Origin of the sequence: Janthinobacterium sp. CG_23.4 (genome assembly GCF_029892305.1) — a bacterium.
GTDB lineage: Bacteria > Pseudomonadota > Gammaproteobacteria > Burkholderiales > Burkholderiaceae_D > Janthinobacterium > Janthinobacterium lividum_D.
In genome coordinates, this window is the sequence record NZ_JARXUX010000001.1 from 3,700,503 (window position 1) to 3,716,188 (window position 15,686).

The following is a 15,686-nucleotide window of genomic DNA, read 5'->3' on the forward strand; positions in this document are numbered from 1 at the left end:
CTTTTCCTTTGCCTATAGAAAACAAGGCGCCGCAGGCGCCCATTCCAGAGGTAGCCTAACGGCTTTTGCTTGCTTGCGCCTGTTTGACAGTCTGTTCGATGGCACCAAACAGCGATTTCCCGTCATCCCCCTGCATATCCAATCGAAGCACATCGCCGAACAGCAAATAGGGCGTACTGGCAACACCATCGGCAATCATCTCCTGGTTACGTCGCTCAAAAATACTCGAAAATCCCTTCTTGACTTCCTTGTTGGCAACACCGCCCGCGCTGACCACGCTACCGGCGCGCGCGTTGCGCGTCTGACACAAGTGCGCGAGCAATTGCGGGTAATTGAAGGTCATGTCGGCGCCCGCCTGCGGCTGGCCCGTCAATTTGCCATTCAGGCTGCAGCGTAGCGCGTAATGCACCTTGCCGCCGCGCCAGGCATCGCCCAGTTCGTCCGGCGTGATGGCGACAGGAGAGCACGCCATGGCCGGCTTCGCCTGCAGCAAGCCATAGCCACTGGCCTGTTCGCCAGGCACCAACTTGCGCAGGGTAATGTCGTTGACCAGCATCAACAGCTTGATGTTCAAGTGTGCCTGGTCCGGCGTGGAGCCCATGAAGACATCGTCCGTGATGGCGGCGATGCCGGCCTCGTAATCGATGCCCCACTGCTCGTGCGCCACGCTGATATCGTCGTGGGCGCCGCGGAAATCGTCGCTGGCGCCCTGGTACAGGCGCGGCGCCTCGCGCAAGTTGGCGGGCACGTCAACGCCCGCAGCCTTGCAGGCGCGCTCGATCTGCTGCAGGTAGGATGCACCAGCGACGCGCAGGCTGCTGCGCGGCAAGGGCGCCATGCAATTGGCGGAATCAAACTCGAAGGCGCGATGGCCACGACCGCTATTGATGGTTTGGTACAGCAAATCGAGCTGTGGCGCGATGAAACTCCAGTCGTCGAGCGCCTTTTGCAAGGTAGAGGCAATACCATCGGCCAGATGGGCCGTTTTCAGGTCGCGCGAGACGACAGCGAGCTGGCCATCGCGCGTGCCATCCTTCAGGGTAGCTAATTTCATGTAGGGAAAACTTCGTCAAATGCAGGCAATGGAGGCTAAAAACGCCAAAAAGCCGGGAAATACCGATATTTGGCGATCAAGAAGAGAGGTGCAACACCAGACAAAACCGTAGCGAGCGGCAGTGATTTGCGGCCGAGAAGCGCAGCCGTGCTAAAGCACGGTGAGCATCACAGGCTGCAAAGCACGACGCGCAGTAGGTTTGGCCTGGTGTTATTACGCCAGCAGCGCGATCTGCTCTGGCGTCAGATAGCACCATTCGCCTTCGGCGATGCCCAGCGACTCCAGCGTCAGGCTACCGATGGCGGAACGGTGCAGCGCGTTGCAATGGTTGCCGGCGGCGACCAGCATGCGCTTGACCTGGTGGTATTTGCCTTGCTCAAGCACGATTTCGAGCTGGAATGGTCCGCGCTGGACGCAGACCAGGGCGGCCAGCGGGGATGGCTCGTCGTGCAGTTGCACGCCAGCCAAGAGCTGCGCCACCAGTTCATCGCTCACGGGTTCTTGCGTGGTCGCCTGGTAAATCTTGGGAACGTGACGCTTCGGCGACGATTGTGCATGGATAAATGCGCCATCGTCAGACATCAGCAGCATACCGGTCGTATCGTGGTCGAGCCGGCCGACGGGCTGGACTTCGCGCCAGGTAAACTGTTCCGGCAGCAAGGTCAGCACGCCAGGGTGATGGCTGGGCTTGCGCGAGCATTCGAAGTTGGCGGGCTTGTTCAGCGCCAGGTACAGTTGCGCGCGGTAGACCCACTCTTCTTCAAAAACATGCAGCACCAGGCCTTCGGTCTCGACGGTGGTGCGGTAATTGGTCTGGGTGACGCCATCGATGACGACATCGCCATCCTCGATAAGGGAACGACAATATTTACGGGTGCCAAAACCCTGCGATTGCAGGATGCGGTCTAGGGATAATTTACTCATGGGCGTGACTTTACCAGAAGCGGCTGGCAGCGTGAAGCAGCGACGCGCGACGTCTGCGCCTGACAGCGCAGCGCGCGCCCGACTTGCACACGCACAGATACGACAAAGCACAAGGTGAGATTTCGATATGGACGGCCCATTCCTTTGAGATATGTCAAGCGCTCGGAATATCGCATTGATAAACTGAAATTCCATTAGGAATCCGCCTAATGTCGTTTAGGAATTGTGGCAGTGGCCAAACAGCATAAGGACATCGTATGAAGCAGACCGATACCATCGCCTTACGAGGCAGCATCACCGACATGCGCCAGCACATCGCTGCGAGACAGGCGGCCATGCACAGGGTTCAGCTTGGCGTGGCGCGCTGGCGCAACGCCCCTGCGGCCGATACGGACGCGCCGCCGTTGCCAGCGAGCCAGACGCACTGGCATGCCGAGGCGCAATGCCATTTCATGCGCTGGCTCGAACTGGGCGGTTTTGCGCACGCGGTTGTGGGGATGCGTGCGGATGCGGATGCGGATACCGATATGCATGCCGCAGCCGGCAAGCTGAACACACCCGCCATGGCGCACACGCCGCCCGACACCGGCACGAGCGATAGTAGCGGCACCAGCAATAACTCTGGCACTGGCACAACGACGATGCGGCCAGCGACCGAAGCCCCCGTGCCCGAGCACTGCAACAACTGCGCCGCCTGAGCGCGCCGCCATAAGACCGGCCATGCCCAGCCCCCGCATGCCTGCCTTGCCTCACCTTACGTTGCCTTGCCTCACCTTGCCTTACGTTGCTTTGCCTTGTCTTGCCTCACCTTACGTTGCCTTGCCTTGCCTCACCTTACCTTGCCTTGCCTTGCCTTGCCTGCTTTGCCTGCCTTGCCAGCCAGCCCGGACCGCGCAGCCACCGGCCGCGACGCCAGCCCCCGCCATCGCCATCGCGCACAACACGCACAAAAGGAAACGACGGCATTGCGCCGCCGTTCCAAGCCCCAACGGGACTTTAGTGAGGAATGTGAATTCACTCAAAACCACATCTGCGATGCGGCGAGTAGTTCCAAGACCTGCCAATCAAGTTAGTACTGACAACATAGTTGATATATCGCCCCTCCTTGAAAAGAACTACACTTTCAATATAGCCCAAGCAGCGCGTTTTTCAAGCCAAACTACCACTTTACTAAAAATTATTCTCGGCTGACTCGCGTGTCATGCAGTACTGCCGTCATCAGCGTAACGACGGTTGCGACTGCTGCACGGCCGCCTTCATGGCGCCGGCGCCCATGGCAGCGCCAAATTTCTTCAGCACCCGTTCCGGTAAACCTTCATGTTGCGTGTAGTCGACGATGTCTTCCGCCTTGATGATATCGCGCGCCACGCTGTCGACCGTGCCAAAATCGTCGGCCAGGCCCATTTCCACGGCTTTCGCACCCGTCCAGTACAGGCCGGAGAAGGTATCGGCCGTTTCCTTCAGGCGCTTGCCCCGCCCCGTGCGCACCACGTCGATGAATTGCTGGTGGATTTCATTGAGCATGCCTTGCGCATACGCCTTGTGTTTGTCGCTCAAGGGACTGTACGGGTCCATGAAAGCCTTGTTCTCTCCCGCCGTCAGCAGGCGCCGCTCGACGCCCACTTTTTCCATCACGCCCGTAAAGCCGAAGCCATCCATCAGCACGCCGATGGAACCGACCACGCTGGCCTTGTTGACATAGATGCGGTCGGCGGCGGCAGCGATGTAATAGCCGCCCGAGGCACACATTTCATCGACCACCACATACAAGGGCTTGTCCGGATAGCCCTTGCGCAGGCGCTGCATCTCGTCGACGATCATGCCGGCCTGCACGGGACTGCCGCCCGGACTATTCATATGCAGCACGACGGCCACGGAGCCGGCGTCGGAAAACGCCTTGTCCAGCGCGGGGATGACGACGGCGGCCGAGCCACTGCCTTCGGACTCGATGGCGCCGCTGATGTCGATCAGGGCCGTGTGGCGCCCCAGGGTCTGGCTGTCGTCGGCCGTGTTGTAGTCATAAAACACCCATAGGGCGAACAGCACGATCAGCAGGCTGAAGACCTTGAAAAAGATGCTCCAGCGGCGGTGTGCACGTTGCTCTTGCAAGGTGGCAAATACCAGCTTTTCCAGCACATCGCGCTCCCAGTTACCGGCAGGGGCAAGCTGGCCGGCTGCGGGCGCGCTGCTGCCCGCCGTGTCATTCGTGTTATCGCTCATGGTTCACTTTGTTTAAATTGCAATCATTCCTGGATCCGGCTTCAGACCGACAGCGGCTGAACATACTCATCGGGCTGCCAGTACAGTTGCCCGTCGCGCTCGGTCACGGCAATCGAACGCAAGCGGCCGCCCTTGCAGGGACCGCCCGCGCAGTAGCCACTCTCCGGCACATAGATGGCGCCATGCGTCGAACACATCAGGTACAAGCCGCTCGATTCGAAAAACTCGCCTTCGGCCCAGTCCAGTTCGATCGGCACGTGGGCGCAGCGGTTCAGGTAGCCATACGCCTTGCCGCCGTGGCGCACGACAAAGCCGGTGCCCGCTTCGCCACCGGCCGAAACGGCAAAGCGCACGCCCTTGCCCCCCTCGGCCAGCGCGTCGGCGGCACAGATGAATACTTGCGCAACATCGGTCATCATGCGTGCTCGCTCAGCCATTGGTGCAGATCGGCCACCGTCGCGGCCGAATACAGAGGATTGCAAACCTGCAACTGCTCCACCGGATGCGCACCATACTCTACGGCAATACCGGCCGCGCCGGCATTACTTGCCATCAACAAATCATGACTGGTGTCGCCGATCATCACTGTGCGACGCATATCCTGCCCCAGTTCGCGCGTCAACTCCTGCAGCATGGCCGGGTGGGGCTTGGAGAACGTTTCATCGGCGCAGCGCGTCGCATCGAACAGCGACAGCAGCTTGACGGCATTGAGCGAACGGTTCAGGCCGACACGGCTCTTGCCCGTGGCGACGGCCAGAAAGTACGCTTGCTGCGAGAGTTCCTGCAGCATTTCTTGCACACCGGGAAACAGGGTCAGCTCATGGTCGCGCGACAGATAGTGATAGCGGTAACGCTCCGCCATGCGCACATGGTATTTCGGCTCGACGTCGGGCATCACCAGCCGCATGGCTTCCTGCAAGCCCAGGCCGATCACATGCGAGGCCAGCAAATCGGTGGGAATTGGCAAGCCCAGGTCTTTGGCCGACGCCTGGATGCACTTGACGATGGTCGAGGTACTGTCTATCAGCGTACCGTCCCAATCGAAGACGATCAGATCAAATTGCTTTCTTGCCATATTTCCCGGCGGCAAAGCCGCCGGCTCCTTGAGAATGAATGATGGCGACTGACTGCCTGTTGAGTCGTGTCGCGCGCACGCGATAACTATTTAGCGTGCGGCAACGGCCAATGGTTTGCCCAAGCTTACCAAGAAACGCTCACATTCGGCAGCCAGCGGCGCGTTCAGGGTCATCGCCTTGCCCGTCTCCGGATGCGTAAACGTGATCTGGTGCGCGTGCAAGAACATGCGCTTCAGGGCACCGCGCGTGCTATCGGCTTTCAACAAGGCACGGTTGAGGGCAAAGTCGCCATATTTATCGTCGCCGGCGATGGGGAAGCCGGACGAAGACAGGTGCACGCGGATTTGGTGCGTGCGTCCGGTCTTCAGTTCCGCTTCCAGCAAGGCGAAGTTGTGATATTTATGCAACAGTGAGAACACCGTGTGCGAAGCCAGGCCATCGGCCTGCACGGCCACCCGGCGCTCGCCTTCGGCCGTCGTATATTTATGCAGCGGCAGCTTGATATGCTGACGCGCATTCTTCCAGTCGCCAGCGACCAGCACCAGATAGCGCTTGTCCGTGACGCCGTCACGCATCTGTTCATGCAAATTCGTCAGCGCAGTGCGTTTCTTTGCCAGCAACAACAAGCCGGACGTGTCGCGGTCCAGACGGTGCACCAATTCCAGGAACTTGGCGTCTGGACGCGAAGCGCGCAATTGCTCGATCACGCCGAACGAGACGCCCGAGCCGCCATGCACGGCCACGCCGGCCGGCTTGTCGATGACCAGCAGTTGCGCATCTTCGAAGATGATCTTGAATTCGGCGGCCGGCGCGCCCGTGGGCGCCTTTTCGGCCACGCGCACCGGTGGAATGCGCACCACGTCGCCAGCGGCGAGGCGGTACAACTGATCGATACGGCCTTTATTAACCCGCACTTCTCCCGATCGCAAGATCCGGTAGATGTGGCTTTTAGGCACTCCCTTGCACACTCTTAATAAGTAGTTGTCGATGCGCTGGCCTGCTTCTTCCTCGGCGATCGTTACGAATTGGGCTTGCGGCTGAACCGGGGGTGTTGAAGGGGGAACAACATCATTTTGACTCTTCATTTACTATGTCTTCCCAGAAATCTCTCTAAGTCCTTCATTTTGAATATATAATTGTTTTTGCTGCGGCCCTGGCTGCTGCGAGTGTAAGAATAAAAGCACATTTTACACAGGGGCGTCTCCACCGGCCTCGCCAAATTGCAAATTCGGTGGAAAAAAATGTATATGCACCATCGCCGCGCGAATCAAGGTTGCACCGTAGTTGTAATCGGATAAGGCGTGGAGATGCAGAAGTGAGTGTGGGATTATAAGGATAAGTACCCGTTAGCGCGACTTATCGAGTCGGGCTCGCGGGTTGATGAAGTTGATAACGCTTGCCGTTTTCGCCAAACCCCGTATGTGGCCAAATACTGAGGGTTGTCGATGATAGGCTGAGGCCAAGCCTCGCCATCGCGATCCCTGTAATGAGCCGGCTAACGATTTTGGCTCTGAATTTGCTGACCACTTGCATTCTCTGCCCCCGATGCAGTTCATTCTCATCCGGGCTGTTTCAGATGAGTTGCAGGTGTCCTGTGCACTCGGCATGACGATTGACCTCACCGCGCCTGTTGCGGCCGTAACGTATACCTCGTACGCGTTGTTGCTCCGCACGCCTAGGCATTTCCCCCGCCAACACTCCCGTTCTCGCATATATCCCTGTACTTTCGCCGCTTCCCAGGAAGCGGCCTTGAGATGGCCTACGGGTCGCGGAGTTATAAAAATGAAACGCATGTTGTTTAATGCCACGCAGCAAGAAGAACTGCGCGTAGCGATTGTCGACGGACAGAAACTGATCGACATCGATATCGAGACAGCCGGGCGCGAACAGCGCAAATCGAACATCTACAAGGGCGTGATCACGCGCATCGAGCCTTCGCTCGAAGCGTGCTTCGTCAGCTATGGTGAAGACCGCCACGGCTTCCTGCCTTTCAAGGAAGTTGCGCGCACGTATTTCCGCGAAGGCGTCGATGTGCGTAACGCTTCCGTCAAGGAAGCGCTGCGCGAAGGCCAGGAAATCATGGTCCAGGTGGAAAAGGAAGAGCGCGGCAACAAGGGCGCTGCGCTGACCTCCTTCGTTTCGCTGGCCGGCCGTTACCTGGTCTTGATGCCGAACAACCCGCGTGGCGGTGGCGTATCGCGCCGCGTGGAAGGTGAAGAGCGCCAGGAATTGCGCGAAACCATGGATAAACTGGACTTGCCTGCTGGCATGTCCGTCATTGCCCGCACCGCCGGCATCGGCCGCAACGTCGATGAACTGCAGTGGGACTTGAATTACCTGATGCAACTGTGGCGCGCCATCGAAGGCGCTGGCAAGTCGGCCAATGGCGCTTTCCTGATTTACCAGGAATCCTCGCTCGTGATCCGCGCCATCCGCGACTACTTCCAGCCCGACATCGGCGAGATCCTGATCGACACCGACGAGATCTACGACCAGGCGCACCAGTTCATGAGCCACGTGATGCCCGACATGGTGCACCGCGTAAAACGCTACAGCGACGACGTGCCGCTGTTCTCGCGCTTCCAGATCGAACACCAGATTGAAACGGCGTACAGCCGCACCGTGCCGCTGCCATCAGGCGGCGCCATCGTGATCGACCATACCGAAGCGCTGGTGTCCGTCGACGTCAACTCGGCCCGCGCCACGCGCGGCTCGGACATCGAGACGACCGCCTTCAACACCAACTGCGAAGCGGCCGAAGAAGTAGCCCGCCAGCTGCGCCTGCGCGACTTGGGTGGCTTGATCGTCATCGACTTCATCGACATGGAAGTGGCAAAAAATCAGCGCGAAGTAGAACAGCGCCTGAAAGATGCGCTGCACCATGACCGTGCACGTGTACAAATGGGCAAAATTTCCCGTTTCGGCCTGATGGAATTGTCGCGCCAGCGCCTGCGCCCTTCGCTGTCCGAAGGCTCGCACGTGACTTGCCCGCGCTGCTCCGGCACCGGCCACATCCGCGATACCGAATCGTCCGCCCTGCAGGTGCTGCGCATCATCCAGGAAGAAGCGATGAAGGAAAACTCGGCCACCATCCACGTGCAAGTGCCCGTCGACGTGGGCGCTTTCCTGCTCAACGAAAAGCGCGGCGAAGTACTGAAAATCGAGAACCGCCACCGCATCGCCGTGATCCTGATCCCGAACAAGCACCTGGAAACGCCGCACTACAAGCTCGAACGCATCAAGCACGACGATCCGCGTCTGGAAGACAGCCAGGCCAGCTACAACCTGGCCGAAAACGCGGAAACCGACATGGCTTACAGCAAGCGCCAGAAGGAAGAAGCCAAGCCGCGCCAGGAAGCCGTCGTCAAGACGATCACGCCTGACCAGCCGGCACCGCTGGTCGAGCGCAAGCCCGTCGAAGCGAAACCAGCTCCGGTGGCGGCACCAGCCGCGCCGCAAGGCCTGCTCGCCAAGATCATCAGCTTCTTCACAGGCGCACCGGCACCGGTGGTAGCGGCACCTGCCGCGATCACCCCAGCCAAGCCGGCCGGCGCCGAGCGTGGCGACCGCAACAGCCGTGGCCCGCGTGGCCGTGGCCGCAATGGCAAGCCTGGCCGCGAAGAACGCGAACCGGGCCAGGGCCGTCCGGTCCAAGACGATGCGGCCAAGGAAGCCGAAGCACTGGAAAAGGCGGCCCGTCCGCCACGTCCACCGCGTCCGCCACGCGAACCGCGTGAAGTGCGCGAGGCTGGCGATGCAACGGCGGCACCACGCGAGCGCGGTGAACGTCCAGAGCGCGCCGAACGTCCAGAGCGCGCGGAACGTCAAGAGCGCGCCGAACGCCCGGAACGTGCCGAACGTCCGCCACGCCAGCCACGCGAAGGCCGCGAGCCACGCGCCGACAAGGCTGTTGTTGCTGAAGTGAAAGCTGACGAACTGGCCCTGGCAGGCGCCAGCGCCATCAACGTCGTCGTAGCGTCCGCTGGCCCGGAATCCGACGCCGCACCGGCGAACTTGCTGAAAGCCCCGGCGAATGCCGGTCCTGAAGGCGAAGAGATGGAAAGCGACGTGGAAGGCGAAGAACCGCGCCGCCGTCGTCGTCGTGGTGGCCGCAACCGCAACCGCCGCGACCGCGAAACGGGCGAGCTGATTGAGTCGGAAAATGGCGACAATGATGGCCAGGACGCGCCCGTGATCAGCTTCACGGTCGCTCCGGCGCCGGAAGCTGGCACCGTCGTCGTCGCTGATGCAGCCCCGGTTGCCGTGGTGCCTAGCGCCACTGTCGTCGCCGTCGCTGCAGCGCCAGTCGAAGCTGCTGTCGCGGACGTGGCCGAGGTGACTGAAGTGAGCAAGGTCGTGGACATTGCCAAGGTGGAAGAAGCCGCTCCTGCCGCTGACGCTGCACCCGTGGCTATGGCTGCAGTGATCGTGCCGGCAGCACCTGCCGTAGCCGTAGCCGTAGCCGTCGTCGCTGTAGCGCAAGCTGAGCCAGCCGCCGCCGAACCGGCACCAGCGGCCGAGTACAGCTTTGCCGAGAAAGTGCAAGCTGAGCCAGCACCAGCGGAAGTCATCGTCGAAGCCGCGCCAGTGGTGGAAACGCCTGCTGTCGCGGAAACCGTCGCCGTGGCGCAAGCAGCGCCAGTAGTCGAAGTGGCGCCGCTTGTGGTGGAAGCGGCCCCGGTGGTCGCCGAAGCTGCTCCTGCTCCTGCTCCTGCTCCTGCTCCAACGCCAGCGCCTGTGGCCGCTCCTGTCGCTGCTGCACCAGTTGCCGCACCAGTCACCGCGCCGCTGGACTTGAGCGCGGTGCTCGGTTCGGCCGGCCTGACCCTGGCTGCCACCGATCCGGAAAAACTGCGCCTGGCGCAGGAAGCGGCCGCCAAGGCAGTCGCCCCGGTGCGCAAGCCACGCGAACGCAAGCCACTGCCGCCGCAATCGGATGAGCCGTTGGTCCAGGTCAACACGCAACGTCCGTAAGCGCGCCGGGTTCGCCCAGCCGCCAATGATGAAAGGGGGAGCTCAGGCTCCCCCTTTTTTTGTCAAGTCCACGCGCTTTGCCAGCGAGCCGCCATGCACAACGATAGCAAGCTTCCCCGCCCCGCCCCCGTCAGCCTGCGCAGCGCGTTCTGGTACTGGCTCAAGCTGGGCTGCGTCAGCTTTGGCGGTCCGGCCGGGCAAATCGCCATGATGCATGCCGAGCTGGTGGAAAAGCGGCGCTGGATTTCCGAGCAGCGTTTCCTGCACGCCCTCAATTACTGCATGCTGCTGCCAGGACCGGAAGCGACCCAGCTGGCCATCTACATCGGCTGGCTGATGCACCGCACGCGCGGCGCCTTGGTGGCGGGCCTGCTATTCCTGCTGCCCTCGCTGGGGGTGCTGATCGTCCTGTCCTGGCTCTACATGGCATATGGCCACGTGGCCGCCATCGCCGGCATCCTGTACGGCATCAAGCCGGCCGTCGTCGCCATCGTGCTGGCGGCCGCTTGGCGCCTGGGCCGGCGCACCTTGCGCAGCCCCGCCCTGCTAGCCATTGCGGCCAGTGCATTCATCGCCATCGCCCTGCTGCGGCTGCCATTTCCGCTAATTGTGTTCGCCGCAGCCCTGCTGGGCATGGCGGGCGGGCGCTACTTACCGGCCCACTTCCATGCCGGCGCTACGCCGCATGACAGCGCAGCCCGCTTTGGCGCGGCCCTGATCGATGACGACACGCCCACGCCGCTGCATGCGCGTTTCAGTTGGCCGCGCCTGCTGGTCACGTGCGCGCTGGGTCTGGCGCTGGCTTTCACCAGCTGGCTGGGTCTGGCCCTGCTGGGCGGACGCGAGCAGCCGCTGGCGCAGATGGGCGTGTTTTTCAGCAAGGCCGCCCTGCTGACCTTCGGCGGCGCGTATGCCGTGCTGCCCTACCTGGTGCAGGGCGCCGTCGAGCATTACCACTGGATCAGCAACGCGCAGATGATGGATGGCCTGGCGCTGGGCGAAACCACGCCCGGTCCGCTGATCATGATCGTCGCTTTCATCGGCTTTGTGGGCGGCTGGAGCCACGCCGTGGCAGGGGAACATCTGTGGCTGGCGGGCGTATGCGGTGCGCTTGTCGCCAGCTGGTTCACCTTCCTGCCCTCGTTCATCTTCATCCTGGGTGGCGCGCCGCTGCTCGAAGCGTCACGCGGCAACCTGCGCCTGAGTGCGCCCCTGACGGCCATTTCGGCGGCCGTGGTGGGCGTCATTGCCAGCCTGGGCCTGTTTTTTGGCCGCCATGTCTTTTGGCAAGCAAATACACTGCCACACTGGGACATGCTGGCCATCGCCATCGCGCTGGCGGCCGGCGTGGCGCTGCTCAAGTATCAAATTGGCAGCATCAAATTGCTGCTCGCCTGTGCCATCTTCGGCCTCGTGCTATCGTAGCTGCCTTAACCGACTTTACGTTTGGCATTACCTTTCATGGCTGACAAGATTATCTACCTTGCCGAGGCCCGCAATGCGGCTTTGGTGATCCCCGCAGTGCTGGAAAGTCCCAGCGGCAACGTGGCCGATAGCCTGGGCAGGCCCCTGCACGACCTGCGCATCTCGATTACCGACCGCTGCAATTTCCGTTGCGTGTATTGCATGCCGAAGGACGTATTCGACAAGGACCACGTCTATTTGCCGCACACCGATTTGCTGTCGTTCGAGGAAATCACGCGCATCGCGCGCCTGTTTGTGGCGCACGGCGTGGAAAAAATCCGCCTGACGGGCGGCGAACCGCTGCTGCGCAAGAATATCGAAAGGCTCATCGCCATGCTGGCCGAACTGCGCACGCCATCGGGCCAGCCGCTGGACCTGACCCTGACGACCAACGGCTCCTTGCTGGCAAGAAAGGCGCAGGCGCTCAAAGATGCAGGCCTGAACCGCGTCACCGTGTCGCTCGATTCGCTCGACGACGCCACCTTCAAGCGCATGAACGACGTCGATTTCGCCGTGACCGATGTGCTGCGCGGCATCGATGCAGCACATGCGGCGGGCCTGGGGCCGATCAAGATCAACATGGTCGTCAAGGCCGGCATGAACGAGCAAGAAATCGTGCCGATGGCACGCCATTTCAAGGGCACGCCCTACATCTTGCGCTTCATCGAATACATGGACGTGGGCGCCTCAAATGGCTGGAACTTGCAGGAAGTCATCCCATCGGCCGACGTCGTGCGGCGCATCGCCGCGCACCTGCCCTTGCTGCCCATCAACCCCAACTACACGGGCGAGACGGCGGCGCGCTGGCGCTATGCCGATGGCAGCGGCGAAATCGGCCTCATTTCCAGCGTCACGCAAGCGTTCTGCACCGACTGCAGCCGCGCCCGCCTCTCGACCGAGGGCAAGCTGTACACCTGCTTGTTCGCCAGCAGCGGCCACGATTTGCGCAGCCTGCTGCGCGGCGGCCGCAGTGACGCAGAAATCTCGTCGGCAGTAGCGCAGTTGTGGCGCGGTCGCGCTGACCGCTATTCGCAATTGCGTACCAGCCAGACGGATTTGACGGGCGGTACGCTTGAGGATGGCAAAAAGAAAGTAGAAATGTCGTATATCGGCGGCTGAATCAGGCGCGGCGCAGGCCCGCCGCTGCTACCATGGCGCATGCACCCATTTTTCTACCTGACATGATCAACAAACAAGACATTACCGGCCTGATCCTGGCCGGCGGCCTCGGCACGCGCATGGGCCAGCGCGACAAGGGCATGCTGCCTTTGCACGGCCAGCCACTGGTGCGCCATGTGCTGCAGCGCCTGTCTGCGCAAGTGGGCCAGCTGGCCATCAGTGTCCACGCGCATGGCGGCGACTATGCGCGCTTCGGCCTGCCGGTCTGGCCGGACGTGCTGCCGGGCCAATTGGGTCCGCTAGCGGGCTTGCACAGCGGCATGCGGCACGCCAGCACGCCTTACCTGCTGTGCGTACCGTGCGACTCGCCGCTGCTGCCGCCCGACCTGGCAGCGCGCCTGGCCGCTGGCTTGACGCAGAACAATGCCGACCTGGCCATCGCTGTCACCGAGGAAGTCGACGCGGCGACGGGATCGCCTGCGCGCCGTGCGCATCCCGTCTTTTGCCTGGTGAAAACATCCGCCCTGTCCCAACTGGACGCCTACCTGGCCGCCGGCGAACGGCGCATGCGCAGCTGGCACGGCGACTTGAAACTGGCCGAGGTACTGTTCGAAAATAGTGGTGCGTTCGGCAACATCAACACCCCGGACCAGCTGGCCGCCCTGCAGGCGCAGGGCCTGTCCGTGCCGATGGCGCAAGCTATCCTGGGGGACGCCGTCGGCCCCGTGGCAGAGATCGAAACATTGGCGCTGCCGCAAGCGTTAGCGCGTATTTTGGCGGCCGACATCATCTCGCCCATCAGCGTGCCCGCGCATGACAATTCCGCCATGGATGGCTATGCGCTGCACGGGGCCGACCTGGGCGGCAGCGTGCCACTGACCCTGACCGTGGTCGATACCATCCTGGCCGGGCGCCCCGGCACGGTCAACGTCGGGCGTGGCCAATGCGCGCGCATCATGACGGGCGCTGTCATGCCGGACGGCTGCGACAGCGTGGTGCCGCAGGAACTGGTGCGGCAGGTCAGTGCAAGCAGCATTACGCTGGCACCGGACTGCATCCGCCCCGGCGACAACCGCCGTTTCAAGGGTGAAGACTTGATGCAAGGCCAACCGGCCCTGCTGCAAGGCAAGCGATTGGGGCCGGCCGAACTGGGGCTGCTGGCCTCGCTGGGCATCGCCACGGTGCCCGTGCGGCGCCGCGTGCGCGTGGCCGTCTTTTCCACGGGCGACGAATTGCGCGCGATCGGCGAGCAACTCGATGCCGCTTGCATTTACGACAGCAACCGCTACACCTTGTTGGGCATGCTGACGCGTCTGGGCTGCGAGGTGCTCGACATGGGCATCGTCAAGGACCAGCCACAAGCGCTGGAAGCGGCCCTGCGCAGCGCCTGCGCCAAAGCTGACGTCATCATCACCTCGGGCGGCGTCTCCAGCGGTGCGGCCGATTTTACGCGCGAGATCCTGGCGCGCCTCGGCGACGTGGCCTTTTGGCAGATCAACATGCGCCCGGGCCGCCCGATGGCCTTTGGGCAGATTTCCAGCCAGGGCGAGACGGCCTTGCTGCTGGGGTTGCCCGGCAACCCGGTGGCCGTGATGGCGGCGTTTTATTTCCTCGCCCGCCCGACCTTGCTGCGTCTGATGGGCGCCGATGCGGACACTGCCACCCTGCCGCTGCTGCAAGTGGCGGCGCAAGCACCGATACGCAAGAAGCCGGGCCGCACGGAATACCAGCGCGGCATCGTCGAGCGGGGCGCGGACGGGCGCCAGCACGTGCGCGTGACGGGGGCGCAAGGCTCCGGCATCCTGCGTTCGATGACGCAAGCCAATTGCATGATCGTGCTAGATGAAGCGCAAGGCCAGGTGGCGGCCGGCGACCTGGTCGATATCGTGCTGTTCCATGGCCTGACCTGATGCGGCAGCACCGGCCAGGCTGCTGGCAGGACTGGCGTTGCGGGTCTGCCGCGCGCGAAAAATCGCTGCCGACAAGCATGGCGCCTGAGGCGTAGCGAGCCAGGTGCGCACTTGTTACTATGCTGCATTCCAGACAAGGACCGCCATGCCCGACATCGACATCCGTTTGACACGTCTGATTGCACTGCGCGAAGAAGGCCAGCATGCGGATGCGCTCGTGCTTTTACAACAGCTATTTGCGGAAGCGGAACAGACCATTACTGCGGCCCGCACAGGCTACTTCATGCTCATGCTGGAATGGAAATTCTTGGCCGAGCTGCATGCACCCGCGCAACTTGCTCTGAGGGTCGAGCGTGACGAGCAAATACGGCGACTACGCGCAGATGCACCTTTTCAGCGACGCGATGACGGCGGCGCGCCGCAGACAGCCGACAGGTTCTGGCGCACATCGCGCTTTTCGCTGATCGTCGAGATGAATGAGACACTCGATGATGCCCGTTCCACCGCCGCCCTGTTCGCCCAGCTGGACGCCAGCGCCCCCGAACTGGCGCGCCAGAACGCTGGGCTAGCCTTGCCAGCCGTCGTCGAGGCGGGCAATTTCGCGCTGGCGGAGCGTTATCTGACGGCGCCGCTCGCCCATCTCGGCATGCTCAATACCCTCGCTGCCAGCGAGCCCCTGTTTCCTGCCGCGGGCGCTGCACCGCGCCTGGCAGCGCAGTTGACGAATCTTGTGAAAGACGTGCGGATCGCCGCTGCCGTACTGCGCGGCCAGGACCAAGCCGCCAAGGCCGACGCGCTGTGCGCCGACTTGCTCGCTGGCCTGGCGAATGACGCCATGCGCGCGCTGGCGCAGCGCGAACTCGATGCGCCAGGCAGCATCATCACTGCCATCGTCAAACATCGAATGGACCAGGACCAGCAGGAACAGTCCACCTAGCCGCTCGC

At 62.2% G+C, this 15,686-nt stretch carries 12 protein-coding genes; 6 read left to right on the forward strand and 6 right to left on the reverse strand.

The window, feature by feature from the left end:
- Positions 1–55: 55 nt before the first annotated feature.
- On the reverse strand, positions 56–1,054 hold the full coding sequence (locus tag H4V96_RS16595; RefSeq protein ID WP_196854747.1) for a fumarylacetoacetate hydrolase family protein: 999 nt from the start codon (positions 1,052–1,054) through the stop codon (positions 56–58).
- Between the two features lie 213 nt (positions 1,055–1,267).
- Positions 1,268–1,978, reverse strand: a complete 711-nt coding sequence (locus tag H4V96_RS16600) for a 16S rRNA pseudouridine(516) synthase (protein WP_010400819.1) — start codon at positions 1,976–1,978, stop codon at positions 1,268–1,270.
- Between the two features lie 257 nt (positions 1,979–2,235).
- Here H4V96_RS16600 and H4V96_RS16605 point away from each other — a divergent pair, with 257 nt between their 5' ends.
- The gene (locus tag H4V96_RS16605; protein WP_196854746.1) at positions 2,236–2,676 is read left to right on the forward strand and encodes a hypothetical protein; all 441 of its coding nucleotides are present in this window, start codon (positions 2,236–2,238) and stop codon (positions 2,674–2,676) included.
- A 520-nt stretch (positions 2,677–3,196) separates the two neighbouring features.
- Here H4V96_RS16605 and H4V96_RS16610 read toward each other — a convergent pair.
- The 4 genes from H4V96_RS16610 to H4V96_RS16625 form a co-directional block, all read right to left on the reverse strand.
- Positions 3,197–4,198: a S49 family peptidase gene (locus tag H4V96_RS16610; protein WP_010400821.1), complete on the reverse strand. Its 1,002-nt coding sequence runs from the start codon at positions 4,196–4,198 to the stop codon at positions 3,197–3,199.
- 41 nt (positions 4,199–4,239) lie between these two features.
- Positions 4,240–4,617: a Rieske 2Fe-2S domain-containing protein gene (locus H4V96_RS16615; RefSeq protein ID WP_196854745.1), complete on the reverse strand. Its 378-nt coding sequence runs from the start codon at positions 4,615–4,617 to the stop codon at positions 4,240–4,242.
- Positions 4,614–5,273, reverse strand: a complete 660-nt coding sequence (locus H4V96_RS16620; protein ID WP_196854744.1) for an HAD-IIIA family hydrolase — start codon at positions 5,271–5,273, stop codon at positions 4,614–4,616. Before H4V96_RS16620 ends, H4V96_RS16615 begins: the two co-directional genes overlap by 4 nt.
- Positions 5,274–5,363: 90 nt before the next feature.
- Entirely contained in the window at positions 5,364–6,359 is a 996-nt protein-coding gene (locus H4V96_RS16625; RefSeq protein WP_043462609.1) for an RluA family pseudouridine synthase, read from the reverse strand.
- 697 nt (positions 6,360–7,056) lie between these two features.
- Here H4V96_RS16625 and H4V96_RS16630 point away from each other — a divergent pair.
- From H4V96_RS16630 to H4V96_RS16650, 5 genes are all read left to right on the forward strand, one after another.
- Positions 7,057–10,248 (forward strand): Rne/Rng family ribonuclease, encoded by a 3,192-nt coding sequence (locus tag H4V96_RS16630; protein WP_196854743.1) that lies wholly within the window; start codon positions 7,057–7,059, stop codon positions 10,246–10,248.
- A gap of 93 nt (positions 10,249–10,341) precedes the next feature.
- Positions 10,342–11,673: a chromate efflux transporter gene (chrA, locus tag H4V96_RS16635; RefSeq protein WP_010400831.1), complete on the forward strand. Its 1,332-nt coding sequence runs from the start codon at positions 10,342–10,344 to the stop codon at positions 11,671–11,673.
- Between the two features lie 36 nt (positions 11,674–11,709).
- The gene (gene moaA / locus H4V96_RS16640) at positions 11,710–12,831 is read left to right on the forward strand and encodes a GTP 3',8-cyclase MoaA (RefSeq protein ID WP_196854742.1); all 1,122 of its coding nucleotides are present in this window, start codon (positions 11,710–11,712) and stop codon (positions 12,829–12,831) included.
- Positions 12,832–12,893: 62 nt separating this feature from the next.
- A complete protein-coding gene (gene glp / locus H4V96_RS16645; protein ID WP_280721059.1) occupies positions 12,894–14,741 on the forward strand; it encodes a gephyrin-like molybdotransferase Glp in 1,848 nt (615 codons plus the stop codon).
- 145 nt (positions 14,742–14,886) lie between these two features.
- A complete protein-coding gene (locus H4V96_RS16650; protein ID WP_196854740.1) occupies positions 14,887–15,678 on the forward strand; it encodes a hypothetical protein in 792 nt (263 codons plus the stop codon).
- Positions 15,679–15,686: the final 8 nt, after the last annotated feature.